We start from the raw sequence: 17,952 nt of genomic DNA, 5'->3' as shown, positions 1-17,952 counted from the left end.
CTTATGATGATGAAATTTCTGAAACCAGTACTACTAACTATTTTAATAATAGGTTTATCAGCTTGTAATTCCAGTATTGGGCAGTCAACCGCTCGCTCTCCCCAGCAAACCAGACATGTAGAAGAAACCCCACTTCAAACAAAAAAGGAAAATGAAGAAAAATCTATTAGTGAACAAAAACAACATAGCTGGCTTCTGGCTGGAGAAGAAGGTTTAGATGAGTATGTACAGTTTTTAGTTAATTTAGACGACCCGTCGGGAAAAACCTTCATCCGAGTCGATGACATGATTGATGCAATGCAAACTAAGGAAGAGCGGATTAAATATAGGGATTCACAAATAGATGTAAGAAAAATAACAGAAGATGGTAGTAGAATAGCGATTCTTAGAGATAGTCATGAAGATCACCAGTCGGTTATTCAAATTTATAATTTAGACTCAGGTGAAAAAGAAAATGAATTTGAGTTGCCAAAGGATGCTTATTACCCGTTGGTTTCACCAGATCTAAATAAGTATTTATATGAATTGAACAAACATATTTATCTATACGATTTGTCAAATGATCAAACGATAGAAGAGAATAATATTACTATTGAAGGCCTCTATTCGGGGCAATTTTCCCCGGATGGCTCAAAGTTCACCTTTACGGATGATCAGAAAGGAATTATATTGATTGACCTTTTTAAACAGGAGAAGAAACGTTTACTTACCGACACAAAAATAGCATTTGTGAATACATGGGATCAAGAAAATCAATTGATTTATACAGTTGCTAAAAATAGTAAAAAATATCAGGGAGACATGTACTCACTCAAAATAGTTAATGAGGACAATAAATGGTTAGGTACATACTTATATTCTTCTGTGCTATCTCCAGACCACACCAAATTGATCTATGGCGATTCTGATGAAATAAAAACTTACATGATTGATACAAAAAGTGGGGAGAAAAGAGATATATCCCGAACCTTAGAAGGTACGGGCAGTTGGATCACACCTTTACAATGGTTAGACACAGGTCTAGATTACATGAAATATAGTAATCGTAAAAAGTAAAAGATATTAATACTTCTTCTACTTTGGAGTTCCGGGAATGGAGTTGGAATTTTCGGACGGCAGTACGATGGAGCTGGAATACAATGATTCCCGGACGATTTTTGATGAACCTGTTGAAACCTCTTTTATCAAAATCAAAATACTTGAGGTTGAATCCGGAACAAAATATCAGAATACTTGTGTATCTGAGTTGAAGGCTCTGTAACCAAACTTAGATAGGGAAGGAGAGTCTTCAATAGAAAGTCGGAAAATGAGTGCGTTTTAAGAAGGAGCAATAATATGAACTGGAAAGAACCCACATTTGGGGCTACTCCTATGATGAAGGCTCTGACTGCAGCAAATGCACGTAGAAAAGCACGTGCCTTTGATTTAGTTAAAGAGCAAAAACAAATAAAATTGAATTACCCCGCCTGGGCTCAAGAGTGGTTCCGCAAGTATAAGGAAGCCTGGTATATTGCCAATGCAAACGGGGATCAAGTTGGAATGCGACAAGCACAGAAACTGGCGGAAGGGCTTCGAAGCAAATTGCGGGAAATGGCAACCATGCCAAAGTGGGCTCAGGAGCAAATGCAAAAACAAACGGTACGATGGATGGAGGCCAATGCAAGCGGCAATATCAAACAAAAAAAGGCAGCTGAGGAAGCAGGTAAAGCGATTCGAGACAAGTTGGCTCAAATTCAGAATATAGCCAAGACCTCTCCTTCTGATGCCGAAAAGCTGAATGATTTAACGGCAAAATGGTATGCTGCTCATGATCATGGAATCGTAGACGGTAAGGACATGCGCAACAATCCTGAGGCAGTAAAAGCTGCGATGAAGAAATACAGTCAGGAAGCGGAGGAGATAAGAAGTAAGCAAAAAACCGCTAAGGTATCTGACAAGCCCAAGTTCACTGTTCCAACTCCTGAGCCGGCTAAACCAAATGTAAACCCACAGAGCGGTAAGTGGATTCCCCCTGAGTATAACCTCAATGGGAATACTGAGGTAGAAAAATATTTAAATAAGAGATTGAGTCGATTCACAAGAGTCAAATGGGATCAAAAAAAGGTCCATGAGCTTTGGGAAGCGACGAAAGCAATAGACAAAGCCTATGGTATTCAAATTGATCCAAGGTTTCTACTAGCCGTAATCATTCATGAAGGTACTGGGAGTTTCAACACAAGTAGTACAAATAAAGCAGCAGATGGCCAAAATGGTGTTGAAACAGACTATGCCAAAGATTTAATGAAGGCTAACAATCTAATATTTGGAAAAATATTAGGTTATATATATTATGGTCAAGAGTTCAGACTTGCTGTAAGTAAAAATAACAATCTGGAGGGGATTAGTGGAGAAGGAGACATATATAAATACACTAATTGGAAAACACCCATTATTCGCATGAATTCAAAAAAAATAGATAGTAATGTGTATGCTGGTGATGGTACTTGGTATTCTAGTGTGAAAAATATTTATGATCGGATTAGTAATGGATCTTCTGATAGCTACGAGCAGTACTTAAAGGGGGTTAGTAAAAGTACGGTTATAGAGATTGCACAATCAGAAGGCATTAAACTTAAGTCTGCGACATTTAAGGCATCACAAAATGGACAAGATTCTAATGGGGATGAAAATGACAAATGGACAGTTGTTGGTGATCTGTGAATAATCCTATTTTTAATGAAGAAGGTGAAGCTTTTGTATAGGCTAGTACTAATCTTTAGTTTGTTACTTTTATCAACTCAGACTGCTTGCACCAATCTTAACGCTAGCAATACTGATAACCAGAAACTAACGTTAAGTAAACTCAGCCAAGACCATGGCGGAAGTTCTGATTCTTCTATGAAAAGTCAAAGGGATTATAAGGAGAACATAAATACGCCAAAAGCGCCAGAACCCTTTCAGGAGAATGACTTCTCAATATCGTACAGATCCATGCTCATTAACCAAGAAACCGACGTTAAAAATATGATTTCAAAATTAGGATATGGCAAAGGTTATGAAGATAGCAATAAAGGATATATCAGCGGAAATGGATATTTTAGGAGATGGAATTTGAGTTACCCGGATTACGATGATCCAGAAATTCGATTTATTATTTTATCAAAGATTGAGATGGAAGATCAGGAGTTGGTTGATGGAGCAAGTTTCTTAGAGGCGGTTAGTCTACAGTCACCCAAGTTTAGAACTCAACGTGGTATAAAAGTCGGCGATACCCTTGAAAAAGTATTACAGTTATATGGAAAACCAGACAGTATGAAAGATAATATTCTGATCTACTCGAAAGATAAATTAAAGCTCAAAATTATGTTGGATGATGGAAAAGACAGGATATTTAATATTTTGATCATATACCGTAACCAGCCGGATTTGAATGAGGAGTCTGATGGGCTAGAATAGTTCGATTTTACCTAAATCAAAGCGCAGGAGAGGATTGGAAATATGGGCTATCCAATAATAAGTTACAATAATACAAATCTTCAAATTATAAATCCCAAAATCAAAATCATACAGAAGTTGAATGACCATGCGAAATTACGTATTACTGGTATATTATCTGGTGATACAGATGAGAAGTATATCAATCAAATGAATGTTAATGCCAAACTAACGGTTTCTTTTCAAAATGATAATGGTCAAAAGGTGATTTTGTTCAAAGGCTTAGTTTCTAACATCCGAATTAGATATGTGGCGAACGTAGCCCATTTGTTTGCTGAAGCTAAATCCTTTACAAGCAAAATGGATCAAACCCCTCACAGTCGTTCCTTTCAAAATACTAAAATGAAATACCAAACTATTCTTAAGCTAATTATGGAGCAGTATCCCCAGTCAGATTTAATAAGTCAATTAAAGGAACAGACTCTTGGTTCGTTTACGGTGCAATATAAAGAGACAGATTGGGAATTTCTCAAACGCATGGCATCCCGTTTTGGTTGGGGATTAGCACCTAATCCGGTTGGGGATCATGTTCAATTTTATTTTGGCCTGCCAGACGGCGCTCAAAGAGGGGAACTACAGGAGTTTAATTATTCCATGACCCGTACTACCAATCGATCTAACGCTTCCATCTTGTTCTATAAAGTACAAACAACAGGAACGAATGAAGCCGCGCTGAATATTGGAGACGAGGTTAAGTTCAATGGGCTCTTGCTAAAAGTTCTTCAAAGTGTTGCCGCCATTCGTCATGGCTCTTTGTGGCATGAATACCTTCTTGCAACTGATGACGGAATGAAACAGGATTTAATATTAAATGAACAAATTCGGGGGATGACCTTAAAGTCCAAAGTAATCGGTCTTGAACAAGACCATGTGAAGGTATTCTTTTATGAAATGGATAAGGTTAAGCCTGCTGTTCCTGATACTTGTGCCTTTCCATATGCTACATTCTATACTTCAGAGGGCAATACAGGCTGGTACTGTATGCCGGAGTTATTTGACTTTGTAGACATCTATTTTCCAACCCATGAGGAAAAGGACGCTATCGTAACCCATTCTATTCGGAGAAGATCGAAGGGAGGCGATCTGATTAAAGATCCTTCTGTAAAAATCTTCATGACCAAATACCGTAAAGCTGTAATCTTTGAAAAGAACGAAATCCTTATTACCGGTAACGACGATGAAGTGGTCATTCGATTGCTGGACGACCATGGAATTGAGCTGCGAAGCAAAAAAGATATCCGAGTTAAAGCAGACGGAAATCTTGATCTTAGAGCAGGAAATACGGTACAGATCACGGCTAAAAACGCCATAGGTCTCAAATGCAAGACAAGTGTGCTAGAGATGGATGGAAATATTAAGCTAAGCGGTGCCAGTATAAATATGCACTAATAGCTTCCGCCAAACAATAAATGATTTAGAAAGAAGAGTGAGAGCGATTAAGGTCACAACAGGAGCTATTGTAAATGAAAAGCCACCAACCAAGGAAGAGATAATAGAGGAGTGGAAAAGAAAGATTAGTAATGGCGAATATCCATTCATTATTGTTAACATTTTAAAATCGTCCGAGTCTAGTCGGGATTCAGAAGGATAACTTGAAAGAGTAGGACATGAAGAGGGCTGCCCATAAGCCATTAATGGCTAGGGACACCCTTTGCTATTCGAAAAAGAGTTCAGTTCGTATTGCCCATCGTTCTTAGTACCTTGACCCATAATATCATAGTATTCTATCTTATCCTATCTATATAGGAGAAAATAGGAGGGCGAGCCAACCAAGGTACTGGCAACGAAACATTTGGTCTACGAGATGAGAAATAAGCCTATTTTCTCATCTATTGGGTATAGCTGGCGTTTTAATGATTCACGTACCTATTACTCATAAGACACTCCCGTGAACCAGTGAAAAATCACCTCAATTAAAAAAGGCAGCCAGATATTCTGACTGCCCGTAATGCATCCCCTCACACAATGCCTAAGCCCATCCTTGCGGCAATTTGTTTCATTCTCCACCGCAAGGGGATAGGCTTCATCCTAATTGCATTACTTTTTTTCTTTAAGTCCCAAGGACTGCATGAGCTTGTGGTATATTTCGGTATTTTCATAGACTCCAGTGAACAGTTCAGCGTTCCGGCCCATTGCAGTTACGGGAACGTCAACTGCCGTATGACCTGAGGTGGTCCAGTCAACTACGAAGTTAAGCTTGGAGTTCGCAATGGCGAAAGGACCATCTTCTTTGGAAATGCCGTCGCCCGACTCGTCCTTGGCGTCAACTTCTTCAATGGAGAACCCGCCCGTTTCATGGTCGGCAAGCACAAGGACAAGCGTATCCGGGTTTTTCTTGGCAAAATCTTTGGCCACTTGAACGGATTTATCCAGCTCCTGGCCTGCTTTAATTGTCATTTTCGCATTGTTTTCGTGGGCAAATTCGTCCGTACCTTCTTCTTCCACCATCAGGAAAAAGCCTTTTTTATTGGCAGCGAGTGTATCTATCGCTTTTTTAGTCATCTCTGGCAGAGAGACTACCGGGTTATAAATATCCCCTTCGCCTTCAGGCTTTTGCTGGAACATTTCCTCATTTGCGAACAGTCCGAGAAGTTTACCGCTTTTTGCTTTTTGCAGATCGGCTTTGTTCGATACATAGGTGTAGCCTAATTGTTTGGCTTTATCGACAAGGTTGCCTTGAGTCCCTTTGCTTTTCTCCGAAGGATCTTCGGCGGGCTCATCTTTGAATTTGCCGGGATTTCCTGCCGGATACCAGAAATCCTCGCCGCCGCCGAGAATGACATCAACTTTACTTTGGGTCAAAAACTGCAAGGCGATGTCGCTCTGTTTGGAACGGTTTTCTACGTGTGCGCCGAAGGCAGCGCCAGTAGCGTCCGTAACTTGGCTGGTTGTAACCACTCCGGTGGATTTTCCGGCGCCTTTGGCGTATTCCATAATCGTTTGTACCGATTTTTTGTCGGCATTCATTCCGATTGCGCCATTATAAGTCTTTTCTCCGATGGCATATGCCGTGGCCGAAGCGGCCGAATCCGTTACCGGGGTGGTGGAGCTTGTATGAATTAATCCTACGTATGGCATGGAATCCATGGCCAGCTTGCCTTTTTCGCCTACAGTCGCAAGCCGGATCGCATCACGTTGGGCTGTTCCCATTCCATCACCAACAAACAGAATGACATTTTTCGTTCGTGAGGAAGCGGCATCTGCCTGTTTAGGAGCTTGTACAGCGTAGGCACCCGAAAGCAATAGGGCGGTTGCCGCAGTTCCGGCAATGATAGTTTTAAATCCGTACTTTTTCCGTGATTTCATAATTCTCCTCCTAATATAAACTTTTCAATCTTATCGTAGAGCAGATAAATTAGGAGAATGTTTTCGCAGTGTTTATCAAATGTTAATGTATTCCATCGCCTGGAATGAACGATTGAGCGGAAATCTCCATATTTTTTCGGCGGCATCCCGAGCGGGCATATAATTATCTAAAAACTAAGACCTTTGATGGGAACGATCAAGCTATGAAATGGTACACCGAAACGATGCAATTCGATACGATGAGAGAAGCATATGAATGGGCCTATAGTCTATTTATCGATTTTTTCCTAAACAGTCTTTGTTGGTTTTTGTGGTTTCACTTCCGCAACTGGACAGAACCCTGGGTTCGTTACACATAACAATTGGGTGAATTGCGGCTGAAGCCGGGAGAGCTCTGCGAAATAGCTGCCGATGATGTGATTGAGGCCAATGCCTCCATTCTGGAAAGATAGCGATCGGAAGGTCTGGACATGACTGTAGTAGTACTTTTTTTCCTGCTTGGGCAGCTTGTAGACGGATGGTGGTGCATAGGTTACGACGTCAAAGAGATTGGCAATACGGTAGCTGTTCCTTACATACTTTGTAAAAGCTTTCGCAAATGCCGGATCACCTACACGGGGAGAGCCGAAGGTATACAGGTTGGGTGAGGAATGAGCCGTGTTGACGGCAATATCCATCGCACATAATGTCGCGAGCGCCGCACCGAGGCTGTGTCCGGTAATGTATAACGTTTTGTCAGGCGACAACCGGGTAAGTGCGGAAATAATGCCACCACGGGCTGAGGAATAGATGTCTGTGAAACCACGATGGGTAAGGCAGTCCTCCTTAACATATTTGAACCTCTTTTGCGAGGCGATGATGTCAGAGAGCCAATCGGACGCCTGGCTCGTTCCCCGAAAGGCGACAATAATCTCTTGCGGAGATTCGATAATAAACCCAAAGCGCTCCCATACATTGTTAATGGATTTCGCTTGGATGGTATGACTAACCGAATAATTCAAGGGAATGACAAACGAGCCGTCCGTATTTGTAAATTGGGCATAGGTCTGTCCGCAGATTGCAGACAGAAAGATCGCCCGCTGTTCATAATCGTTATTATTAGCCATCTGCATCCCGCCCTTCTTTCCTCCTTATTTATGATAAGAACACAAAATCGGTGCTTACAGATGAAACGAATCATCCAATTTTAGGAATTTATCTTCTTAGTCTCTATCGCAAAATGTTATAAAATGAATAGGGAATGTACAATATCACTGGAGGCAAAGAAAATGGTAGAAGAAATGATAGAACTAGATCATATAGGGATTAATGTAAGGTATTCGCTAGATTATAAGGCAGTTGTTTTATTTCTTCACTTTAGTGGCGGGAATTTGAACATGTGGGAAGGAATCATACCGCAATTTGAAAAGGAATACGGCATCATTGCTCCTGATTTTCGAGGACATGGCCAATCAGACAAGCCCGAAACAGGATATCACATTGATGATATGGCGAATGATATTTATTTATTGCTGCAGCGACTAAACGTAGATCAATGCCACATCGTAGGTAGTTCAATGGGGGCTGAGGTTGGTCTGAGTTTAGCTGCGTCACATCCGGAGCTCGTCCTATCCCTTATATGTGAGGGTGCTTTATATAATGAGTTTGGAGAACACGGGTTATTTAATGGTACTGAGGAAGAAATTGAACGGAGAAAAGAAGACCTTAGGGTTCAACTAACTGAAAGGAAGGAACGCATATTTAAAACGAAAGAAGAGTATACCGAGGAAGAACGAGCAAAATTAACAGAGCAAGGATTATGGAATGAATATTTCTTAGCCTTCCTTGAAAACAATCTACAACAGATGCAAAATGGTAATTTTACATATTGTTATTTAAACCGTGTTAGAACAGAGTATGTTCAAAAATACTGGGATGTGAAGTTTGAGCAATACTACAAGAAGATACAATGTCCTGTTTTATTTCTTCCCAGCAAAGAAGAGTGGGCGGATGAGAAAATTAGAAGTAGTCTTCATACATTCACTAGTCTATTAGATGTATACGAAATTGAGTGTATAGAAAACTCTATCCATGCCTATGTCTGGATGCAACTTCCGATTACAGCAGGAGAAGTAGCCAAAAGATTTATAAGTAAACAAATCTAGAATTTTACAGCAAAAATGTCCATGGAATTTAAATTCATGCATGGTGCAAAGCCATCCTGCAAGTTAAGCTATTATTGCTGATCATTCATGACAGCAGCCTAAGCTTAGCGGAAGGAAGGCTTATTTTTATGCCGGTTTGGAAAAAAATTTAATCGTATGCTGATTCGGGATGTTTGTGACAGGTGTGGGCATGAGTCAGATTGCTCCGGTATTGCCGCTATATATCAAGCACCTTGGGGTTGCCAATGCCTCTACACAAGAGGAGCATGATTATATCTGTAAATTCATCTTTCCCCGGATTGGCCGAACTTGAAGCTCCTGTTTATGGCGGGGGCTTCTATTTGTTTTTCAAAACGCGAGAGAACGAATTTGCAGTCACGGACAACTTACGTCAAATCGTATTTTTTATGCCGGATGATGTGATGATTTACCAGTGTTTTTCTGTATTTTTGCGGAGTGATCCCATATATTTCTTTGAAACTATTGATAAAGGAGCGGCTGTCGGTAAAGCCTTCTTTCATAGCGATTTCCAGGAGGGAGTAATCGGTATAGATAAGTAACTGATAAGCGTAAAACAGACGGATACGGGTGAGATGCTTTTTAAAAGTTGTTCCCATATATTCTTTAAATGTTCTTGCCAGATGCTCTTTGGATATCCCAAACTCCCTGGACAATGAGGTTAAGGTAAGCTGCTCTTTATAATGTTCGTCTACATATTCGATAATCATTTGGCATCTATTCCAGTACTTTTGGGATTTTACAGACAAGGACAGTTTTTTTTCAGTAATGAAGCTGGTCATGAGAAGATACAAAATATCATAAAACGCACTATTTAATTTTAGTTGGTAATGCGGATTGGAGGCTCGTTTTTTGAAAAGGTGGTAGGTTTCTCTAAATATTGAGACCAATTGTGTATAGTTGGGCGAATCATTGTCCAAGGTGAAGAAAAATTTTTCAACGCTTGGATTGGATTGTTTCAGCAGATCAAAAGGAAAAATAATCGTTAAAGCCTCATAGGGCTTGGACCAATCAATTTGACAACTGTGAATTTCTCCGCTGTTAATCAAAACTAATTCATTCTCGCGAACAAGGATTTCGTTTCCATTTATGTTATATAAGCTCTCGCCTTCAAGCATTAAAGTTAACTCCAGACTGCGGTGCCAATGATCTTCCACCAAGGTGACTTGGTTTTCCGAATGCAAGTATATCCATGCCAAAAATCCTTCGGGAACCATAATACTTTCGTGGCTATAATTCATAAATTGATCATCCCCCTGACACAAATATCAATTTTTCGCTATAAATCAGTCAAAAAAAGCGAAGAAATTTATTTTTAATTTTATATAATTTAAAGTAACAAGTAAAGAATGTGTTATAAATTCTGACATTATAAATAAGGAATTCGAAAATTGGGGGACAAGAATTTGAAGAAAAAAAAGAAATATAACATGTTATGGGGTAATCTTCTGTTTCTGGGACCTTCCACGTTAGTTTTTCTTGCCGTCGTTGTTATTCCATTTGCTATAAGTATTATTTACTCGTTCTCCAATTGGAATGGAATTTCCAATGAAATTAAGTTTGTGGGACTCAACAATTTCAACAATATATTCTCGGGGAAAGCGAAGTTTTTGGATGCTTTCTGGTTCACTCTCCGTATTACTGCGGTCAGTGTACTGCTCATCAATCTGCTCGGCATACTTTTGGCTGTAGCATTGACAGCCAGGCTGCCTCTTCGGAACCCATTCCGGGCCGCCTTTTATTTGCCGCAAACGATGGGAGGATTAATCCTTGGTTTTATTTGGCAGTTTATTTTTATTGCCGGTTTTCCGGCGATCGGTGACAAGCTGAATTTGGGCTTCTTTACCCAGCAATGGCTCGGAACAGAGAAGACGGCATTCGCCGCGTTAGTCATTGTCAATGTTTGGCAAAATGCGGGTTATGTGATGGTCATCATGATCGCCGCTTTGAGCGGAATTTCTTCGGAGCTGATTGAATCCGCGAAGGTTGACGGTTCCAGACCCCTAAATACGTTTCTCCGGATCAAACTGCCCTTGTGTGTTCCGTACATTACAGTCTCCCTGTTCTGGACGATTTCAAGTGCGCTCAAGATGTTTGAGACTAATGTTTCTCTGACAAAAGGAGGGCCCTACGGCTCAACTACATCTATGGCCTTAAATATCTATAATGATGCCTTTGCCAACAATAAGTACGGATTAGCCACCGCGGAGGCGCTAGTGTTCTTTGTCATTATTTTAGCGATCACCTCGGTTCAATTGTACATGAGCAAAAGGAAGGAGAGTCAAATCTTATGAAAAAGAACCCCGTTTCCATGTTGATCACGTTTATGGTTGTGCTCGCGGGGGTGCTCATCTTTGTGGCCCCTTTATGGATCATGGTCATGAACTCCTTTAAGCCGCTTAACGAAATTATCGCCTTTCCGCTTCGGTTTCCAGACGAGTGGAGCTTCGATAATTATGCAAAGGCTTGGGAAGAAGTGAACATCCCTAACATTATGAAGAACACAGCCATAGTGTCCTTTTCCGCTGTATGTGGTGTCATTATTCTGGCAACGATGACGGCTTACTGGGCGGAGCGGTATCCGACTGTCTATTCCCGAATCTTTAGCAGTGCCATCCTGCTATCCATGTTGATTCCCTTCGCGACAATTATGATTCCTCTTGTCCAAGTCATGAAGTTCTTGCATTTAAACAATACAATTCCGGGAGCAGTGCTGGCCTATTGGGGGATTGGACTCGCTTTCGCTTTTTTTATGATCCGCAGTGGAGTCAAGACTCTTCCTTATGAATTGGAGGAGGCTGCCCGGATTGATGGATGCGGTGTGATTCAGGTATTTGTAAGAATTGTGTTTCCTCTACTTTCACCGGTCGTATTCAGTGTATTTGTGATGGATATGTTCTGGGTTTGGAATGATTTTATCATTCCACTGATTCTGCTGAACAATCAGAAACTTAGTACCGTTCAACTGGCGATTAACCGCTTGTTCGGCATGTATAACAGCCGTTGGGACATAGCTTTGCCTGCTCTAACCATGAGCATGCTTCCTATAATTGTTATTTTTATCCTTCTGCAAAAGAAAATTGTCGGAGGCGTAATGGCGGGCGCTGTAAAAGGTTGAGCTAAAAAAAATTTAGGAGGAGATAGGATGAAGAGAACAAAAGGGAGAGTCACAATGTTGTGCGTGTCGTTAGCAGGAGTGCTGGCTTTGACGGCATGCGGCGGACAAGCGGGCGAAGGACAAAATTCGCAAACGGGTTCTTCGGAAAGCGCTAAAACCAAGACGATATACATTTATCAGAACAAAATTGAGATTGACAAGGCATTGAAAAAGACAGCAGAAGCGTACACTGCCCTTCACCCGGACATTCAATTTTCGATTGAGTCTGTTAGCGACAATTTCAGCACGGGTCTCAAGACCAAGTTGGCTTCCGGAGAACTGCCCGATGTCTTTACAGTAAATGGGAATCAGGTTTTGAAACTCTGGCAGTCCCAACTGGAGGACTTGACGGATCAGCCCTGGACTAAAGATATGATTCCCCTGGCGAAGGAAGGCATTACCGGAGATGATGGAAAAGTATACGGCCTGCCGGTGTCTGTGGAAGGATATGGATATGTCTATAACAAAAAGCTCTTTCAGCAAGCGGGGATATCCAAGGTTCCCGTAACATTAACCGAATTGAAACAGGATGTCGAATCGCTGAAATCAGCCGGAATACAACCCTTAGTAGGGGCATATATGGATTGGTATCAGGCTGGTAATTTCCTGGTTAATATGGGGATTGCCCGTCAGAAGGATCCGCTGGCTTTTATTAAAGGGTTATATGACGGAACCGCTACATTTGTTGGAAATGAAATTTTTAAGGAAGTGGCGGATTTTATTCAATATGATTTTGCCAACGGAAAGAACGGGCTGAGCACCAGCTTTAATAATCAGACTACCCAATTGGTGAATGGCGAGATAGCTATGACGCTCGGAGGAAACTGGCTCCAGCCGACTATCGATAATGGAAATGCGAGCCTCGAAACAGGGTTAATGCCTCTCCCGGTGAACGACAATCCGGAAGAGAATGACAAACTGTATGCGGGCGTTAGTGGTTATTGGGCCATCAATAAGGATTCTGATGTGAAAGAAGAAGTAAAGGACTTCTTTAACTGGCTTGTCACTACGCCGGAAGGACAAATCCATATGACCAAGGACATGCAGATTATACCGGGATTCTCTTCCTTTTCAGCGGATAATGAAGCGATTGGTGATTTGGGAGCAGACCTTTCCCGCTACTTAAAGGAAGGAAAGGTATATGGATCGTACAATTCCTACTACCCGGATGGTGCTGATCAGGCTTTTGGGGAAGCCGTACAGAGATTTGTAGCCGGTCAAGTAGATAAGGACGGTTTCCTACAGGAATTACAAAACGAATGGGATCGTCTGACTGAATAAAGACCAAAAATGCTGGAAATGGGGTTAACTATGCACAAAGATTTGGACAGGCTTATAAGTGATATGACCTTACACGAGAAAGTGGCGTTATGTACCGGTGAAAATTCATGGAAGACCAAAGCTTTTAAACACCTGGGCATTCCTTCCATTCTTATGAGTGACGGTTCAAGCGGCGTCCGATTTCAGAAGGATTCCGAAATCACCCGATCGCAACCCTTTTATGAGTCCATTAGCAGCCGATTTGATAGTGAAGAGGCGATCAGTAATACCCACAAGGCTACCTGCTTTCCCTCGGCATCAACGGTTGCCTGCTCATGGAATAAAGAGCTGATCTATGAGATCGGCCAAGCGATTGCCAAGGAGTGCCGTCGCCTGGGAATCCATCTACTGTTGGGCCCTGGAATGAACATTCGCCGGCATCCTTTAACGGCCCGCAACTTTGAATACTATTCGGAAGACCCCTACTTAACAGGGGACATGGCCGCAGCCATGGTTATGGGTGTGCAGAGTCAAGGGGTCGGCACTTCTCTCAAGCATTTTGCCTGCCATAATTCGGATACCAAACGAACACGGGTGGATGCTATTGTAGAGGAAAGAGCTCTGCGGGAGATCTATTTAGCGGCCTTTGAACGGGTCGTTAATCAGGCCAAGCCCACTACCGTCATGAGTGCGTACAACAAAATTAACGGGGTTCAAGCCAGCGAAGATCCCTTGCTGCTCAATCAGATTTTGCGTGAGGAATGGGGGTTCGCCGGAGCGGTGATCAGTGACTGGGGGGCGGTCAAAAATGTGGTGGAAGCCACCTTGGCGGGGCTTGATTTGCAAATGCCGCTTTCCTTAAGCTCGTCAAGATTTTTGGAAGAGGCCGTTCAAAAAGGCGACATCGCCGAAGAGTGGCTTAACCGCCGGGTGAAGCATATTCTACAGCTTGTATTCAGTCTGACGGAAAAAGCGGAACCAAAGGCCGAGTTCGATTTTGTTCAGCATCACCGGATCGCACAGCGAGCCGCAGAGGAATCCATTGTTTTATTGAAAAACGGGCGGCAATTACTGCCACTATCCTCTGAGAAAATCAAGAAAATTGCGGTCGTCGGCAAATTGGCGGTTGAACCGATATATCAAGGAACAGGTTGCGCCGTCGTGAATGCGCAGCTGGTGGATATACCGCTGGATAGCATACGCAGCCTGTGCCAAGGTACAATCGAGGTTGCTTATGCTCCCGGATATAACAGCGACGGCTCTACAAATCAGGCTTTGTTGCAGGAGGCCGGGCTTCTGGCCCGCGAAGCGGATGTTGTTTTGATTTTCGCCGGAGCCTTTATGCCCGAAGAAAGTGATGATTACAACCGGAAGGATATGAATATCGAATCGGGTCATGAACAATTGATTGAAACGGTCTGTGCCGTAAATCGAAACTCGGTTCTGATTCTGGCTAACGGAGAGTCGGTTTCGATGCCTTGGACCGATCAGGCTAGCGTTGTGCTGGAGACCTGGTTTGGCGGGGAAGGCATGGGAGCGGCACTTGCCAATATCCTCTTCGGCTTGGTGAATCCTTCCGGCAAACTGTCTGCCACCATTCCGGAGAAATTAAACAATACCCCTGCGTATCTGAGCTTCCCCGGCAATGAAAAGGATCTGTACTACAGTGAAGGAATCTATGTGGGTTACCGCTATTACGACAAAAAAGAAATCGCTCCGCGGTTTCCGTTTGGGCACGGCCTTTCATATACGCAATTCACGTATAGCAAGCTTACCGTATCGTCATCATCGGTTAAGCTGCCCGAAACTTTAAAAGTAACTGTAGATATTACAAATACTGGTGATGTCTACGGGAAAGAAATTATACAATTGTATCTTTCACAGCCGAAATCAAAGCTCCCTCGTCCGGTTCAAGAATTAAAGGGCTTCGCGAAAGTGGCGCTCCATTCCGGAGAGACGAAAACAGTTGAATTTGTGTTAGAAGAACGTGACTTCTCTTACTATAACCCGGAGTTCGGCCAATGGGTTGCAGACACTGCGGAATTCATCGTCCGGATCGGCGCCTCCAGCCGAGACATCCGCCTTACGAAGGCGGTTCAGGTGGAAAATTCCCGGCAATATGTCTCAAAGATCAGGACGGACAGCGGATTTACAGAACTGCTAGAGAATGCGACGGCCAAACAAATCTTTTATCAGTTTTTGATAGAAAACGGCTTGATTAATCAAGAGCAGGCAAATGAAAATCTGGATGAATTGTTAAAATGGTCGTTCTGGGGCATTCAGACATTTATGGATATGAATTCGGGGGGAACGATTACTTATGAGAAAATGGAGGAAGTAGTTACCAGAATAAATGATGCTTTAGAGAAGGCACAGTAGCAATCCTAATTCGTTTGATGCATACCAGACAGCAGGGCTCTTTCGTGAGTCCTGCTATTCGCGTTGTCCGCAGGAGTGGAGAATCACAGTGAAATCGCTTGAATTACAAATTGCCTATTTCATCAGGGCTGTGTCCATCCCGGCCGATTTGACTCAAGTCTTGGCTCCCCGAAAACTGGCGGAAACGGCGGCAAGTCTCGGCTTAACCGTAGTTATCCTCATTTAATAATGCCGGCTCGGGAACGTTGGGAACGTTTGATCAGATTACAGTGTCGCGTATCCCCCAGGAAATCTAGCTTAATGCCACCGCTCTGACAGACCTGATACATCGGTTCATGGGTCCTATGCTCCGGCGGAAAAGCGGGCTGATTATCAATGTCGCTTCCATGACCGCCTTTCAACCGGTACCTTTCATGGCTGTCTATAGAGCGGCGAAGGCTTATGTGCTGTCTTTTACCGAAGCGTTATGGGAGGAAAATCACGGCAATGGAGTACAGGTTCTGGCTCTGTGTCCCGGTGAGACCCAAAGCTCCTTTCACGCCACATCCGGCTCGGACAGTCTTAACGAATGGAACTGATCGAAGTGGTTAATGCCGCATTCGAGGGTTTTGCGAACACACCCATAATTTTATGGAATATATGGGTTATTTAGGAAAATGGAAATCCTTCTACTATCCGCAGCTCATCATATTGAACACAAATCTCCACATTTCCTTCGGCGGCAAGTCCGGCTTGTATATTATAATTATCAAAAAAAATCAAAGGGGGCTGTTCCCATGAATGAAGAAACCGCATCTCCAAAATACACCAACCTGCTAATCCATGAGAAGAGCCCTTATCTGCTCCAGCACACGCACAATCCGGTGGATTGGATACCTTGGGGCAAGGAAGCTTTCGAGAAGGCCAAAACGGAGAACAAGCTCGTATTCGTATCGATCGGCTATTCCACCTGTCACTGGTGAGGTGCTCGTAAAAATAATAATTAATATGTTTCTGATATTAGGATTGTTCGAGGATTTTTTTATAAATAAGAATGGAATTAGAAACCGTTATATTCTGCTATTTAATAATTATTTGCAATAAGTATATTTTTCTTGTAATATGAAGGAAACAAGGATGAAATATGCAATCAAATAATTCATGAAATATATATTTCATGAAAAAATAGGGCGGCACATGAATAGAAATTTTAATAGTTCTTTTATTTACAAAGTGAGATTAGAGTTTCAAGAATTTTTAAGAATGAAAGAGAGGGCAATCAATGAACAGACAAAAAAAAGATATCTAAGCGATTTTGATTTTTACATGAACTACTACATTTTAGATAAAGTTATGATTGATGATTATTTCAATATATTTAATGATTTGAAGCTAAGGCATTACTTTAGCAGACGTAAAAGTTCAACTGCTAGAGCAACTATAGTGAATATGGTTGATTTTTTTTATAGTAACCTTAAATTGACTTCCGGTCAAAATCTGAGTATTAAAAAGGAACTAAGTAAGTATGGCAAAGAAACAAATGAAGAAGTGGATTTCCTCACTAACTTAGACATAAATTTTATTTTCAGTAGTGCTGTTGAATACAGATTTATGGAGAGAGATAAAGAAGCTAAACTTGTTGCTCCTGTTATTTGGTCATTGGCATATCATCAAGTTTTTGAACAAAATCATATTCTTAAATTAAAGACAACAGATCTGAATTTAATTACAGGAGAAATAAGAAATCTAAGATCAGATAATGATAGCCTAATATTAAAGTGGATGACCTTAGAAGAAAAGAGCAAGGAAATACTATCAGAGTATATTGATTATAGAAATACTATGCAGATAAAAAGTGATAAATTACTAATAATTGAAGGGAAAGAAGCTAACAATATCACGATAAATAAAATGTTAAATATTTTAAATAATAGAATTGAAAATAGCAATAAAATTTCTACTAAGGTTCACGTACAGAAACTTAACCGTACCAGAATATATCACTCATTACTTGATACAAACGGACAAAGTACAATTGATTTTCTACGCTTAATAGGTCTTAAAAAGAATACACAATTTGATAATGCTTTAAAACAATATTTAACAGATCTTAATACTTACTAAAAGCATAACAAGGATGGCAAAATAACTTCTGAATAACATTGTATTCATGCTGAAGAATCGATTGGTCCCTTGATCTGCAGAAGCTAAGAGGGTCTGTCAAGATTTTTGTGT

The 17,952-nt window shown here is 41.5% G+C and carries 16 protein-coding genes and 1 pseudogene; 14 read left to right on the top strand and 3 right to left on the bottom strand.

Features of this window, described 5'->3' with window-relative positions; all coding sequences use genetic code 11:
• Positions 1–3 precede the first annotated feature (3 nt).
• The 5 genes from VK70_RS12480 to VK70_RS12465 all read left to right on the top strand — a co-directional run bounded on the left by VK70_RS12480 (position 4) and on the right by VK70_RS12465 (position 4,863).
• Positions 4–1,056 carry a TolB-like translocation protein gene (locus VK70_RS12480; RefSeq protein WP_144415227.1) on the top strand — a complete coding sequence of 351 codons (1,053 nt, stop codon included), beginning with the start codon at positions 4–6 and terminating at the stop codon, positions 1,054–1,056.
• Between the two features lie 37 nt (positions 1,057–1,093).
• Positions 1,094–1,261: a hypothetical protein gene (locus tag VK70_RS28320; protein ID WP_155986972.1), complete on the top strand. Its 168-nt coding sequence runs from the start codon at positions 1,094–1,096 to the stop codon at positions 1,259–1,261.
• Between the two features lie 74 nt (positions 1,262–1,335).
• Complete coding sequence (locus VK70_RS12475; RefSeq protein ID WP_025698940.1) at positions 1,336–2,700, top strand: hypothetical protein; 1,365 nt, start codon at positions 1,336–1,338, stop codon at positions 2,698–2,700.
• 33 nt (positions 2,701–2,733) lie between these two features.
• Positions 2,734–3,435: a hypothetical protein gene (locus VK70_RS12470; RefSeq protein WP_051505189.1), complete on the top strand. Its 702-nt coding sequence runs from the start codon at positions 2,734–2,736 to the stop codon at positions 3,433–3,435.
• A 42-nt stretch (positions 3,436–3,477) separates the two neighbouring features.
• Positions 3,478–4,863: a contractile injection system protein, VgrG/Pvc8 family gene (locus tag VK70_RS12465; protein WP_025698937.1), complete on the top strand. Its 1,386-nt coding sequence runs from the start codon at positions 3,478–3,480 to the stop codon at positions 4,861–4,863.
• Positions 4,864–5,511: 648 nt separating this feature from the next.
• Here VK70_RS12465 and VK70_RS12460 read toward each other — a convergent pair.
• Both VK70_RS12460 and VK70_RS12455 read right to left on the bottom strand, forming a co-directional pair.
• The gene (locus VK70_RS12460; RefSeq protein ID WP_025698935.1) at positions 5,512–6,780 is read right to left on the bottom strand and encodes an alkaline phosphatase; all 1,269 of its coding nucleotides are present in this window, start codon (positions 6,778–6,780) and stop codon (positions 5,512–5,514) included.
• A 287-nt stretch (positions 6,781–7,067) separates the two neighbouring features.
• On the bottom strand, positions 7,068–7,892 hold the full coding sequence (locus VK70_RS12455; RefSeq protein ID WP_411431696.1) for a lipase family protein: 825 nt from the start codon (positions 7,890–7,892) through the stop codon (positions 7,068–7,070).
• A 156-nt stretch (positions 7,893–8,048) separates the two neighbouring features.
• On the opposite strand from VK70_RS12455, the gene VK70_RS26500 reads away from it, so the two are divergent.
• Positions 8,049–8,924: an alpha/beta fold hydrolase gene (locus VK70_RS26500; RefSeq protein WP_025698931.1), complete on the top strand. Its 876-nt coding sequence runs from the start codon at positions 8,049–8,051 to the stop codon at positions 8,922–8,924.
• 386 nt (positions 8,925–9,310) lie between these two features.
• On the opposite strand, the gene VK70_RS12445 is transcribed toward VK70_RS26500, so the two are convergent.
• Entirely contained in the window at positions 9,311–10,183 is an 873-nt protein-coding gene (locus tag VK70_RS12445; RefSeq protein ID WP_025698930.1) for an AraC family transcriptional regulator, read from the bottom strand.
• Positions 10,184–10,348: 165 nt separating this feature from the next.
• Between VK70_RS12445 and VK70_RS12440 the strand changes: the two genes are divergently transcribed.
• From VK70_RS12440 to VK70_RS12410, 8 genes and pseudogenes are all read left to right on the top strand, one after another.
• Positions 10,349–11,236, top strand: coding sequence for a carbohydrate ABC transporter permease (locus tag VK70_RS12440; RefSeq protein WP_025335421.1), 888 nt, complete (start codon positions 10,349–10,351; stop codon positions 11,234–11,236).
• The gene (locus VK70_RS12435) at positions 11,233–12,060 is read left to right on the top strand and encodes a carbohydrate ABC transporter permease (protein WP_025698926.1); all 828 of its coding nucleotides are present in this window, start codon (positions 11,233–11,235) and stop codon (positions 12,058–12,060) included. Before VK70_RS12440 ends, VK70_RS12435 begins: the two co-directional genes overlap by 4 nt.
• A 27-nt stretch (positions 12,061–12,087) precedes the next feature.
• Positions 12,088–13,380, top strand: coding sequence for an ABC transporter substrate-binding protein (locus tag VK70_RS12430; RefSeq protein WP_025698924.1), 1,293 nt, complete (start codon positions 12,088–12,090; stop codon positions 13,378–13,380).
• Positions 13,381–13,443: 63 nt separating this feature from the next.
• The gene (locus VK70_RS12425) at positions 13,444–15,738 is read left to right on the top strand and encodes a glycoside hydrolase family 3 C-terminal domain-containing protein (protein WP_233277816.1); all 2,295 of its coding nucleotides are present in this window, start codon (positions 13,444–13,446) and stop codon (positions 15,736–15,738) included.
• An 88-nt stretch (positions 15,739–15,826) separates the two neighbouring features.
• Positions 15,827–15,964 (top strand): hypothetical protein, encoded by a 138-nt coding sequence (locus tag VK70_RS28315; RefSeq protein ID WP_155986971.1) that lies wholly within the window; start codon positions 15,827–15,829, stop codon positions 15,962–15,964.
• A gap of 85 nt (positions 15,965–16,049) precedes the next feature.
• Entirely contained in the window at positions 16,050–16,316 is a 267-nt protein-coding gene (locus VK70_RS26495; protein WP_411431703.1) for an SDR family NAD(P)-dependent oxidoreductase, read from the top strand.
• 198 nt (positions 16,317–16,514) lie between these two features.
• Positions 16,515–16,697, top strand: a pseudogene (locus tag VK70_RS12415) (DUF255 domain-containing protein); the annotation flags it as partial.
• Between the two features lie 217 nt (positions 16,698–16,914).
• Positions 16,915–17,841, top strand: a complete 927-nt coding sequence (locus tag VK70_RS12410) for a hypothetical protein (RefSeq protein WP_155986970.1) — start codon at positions 16,915–16,917, stop codon at positions 17,839–17,841.
• Positions 17,842–17,952: the final 111 nt, after the last annotated feature.

Origin of the sequence: Paenibacillus durus ATCC 35681, assembly GCF_000993825.1 — a bacterium.
Taxonomy (GTDB): Bacteria; Bacillota; Bacilli; order Paenibacillales; family Paenibacillaceae; genus Paenibacillus_AQ; species Paenibacillus_AQ durus_B.
This window is presented reverse-complemented; position numbering and strand designations above follow the sequence as displayed.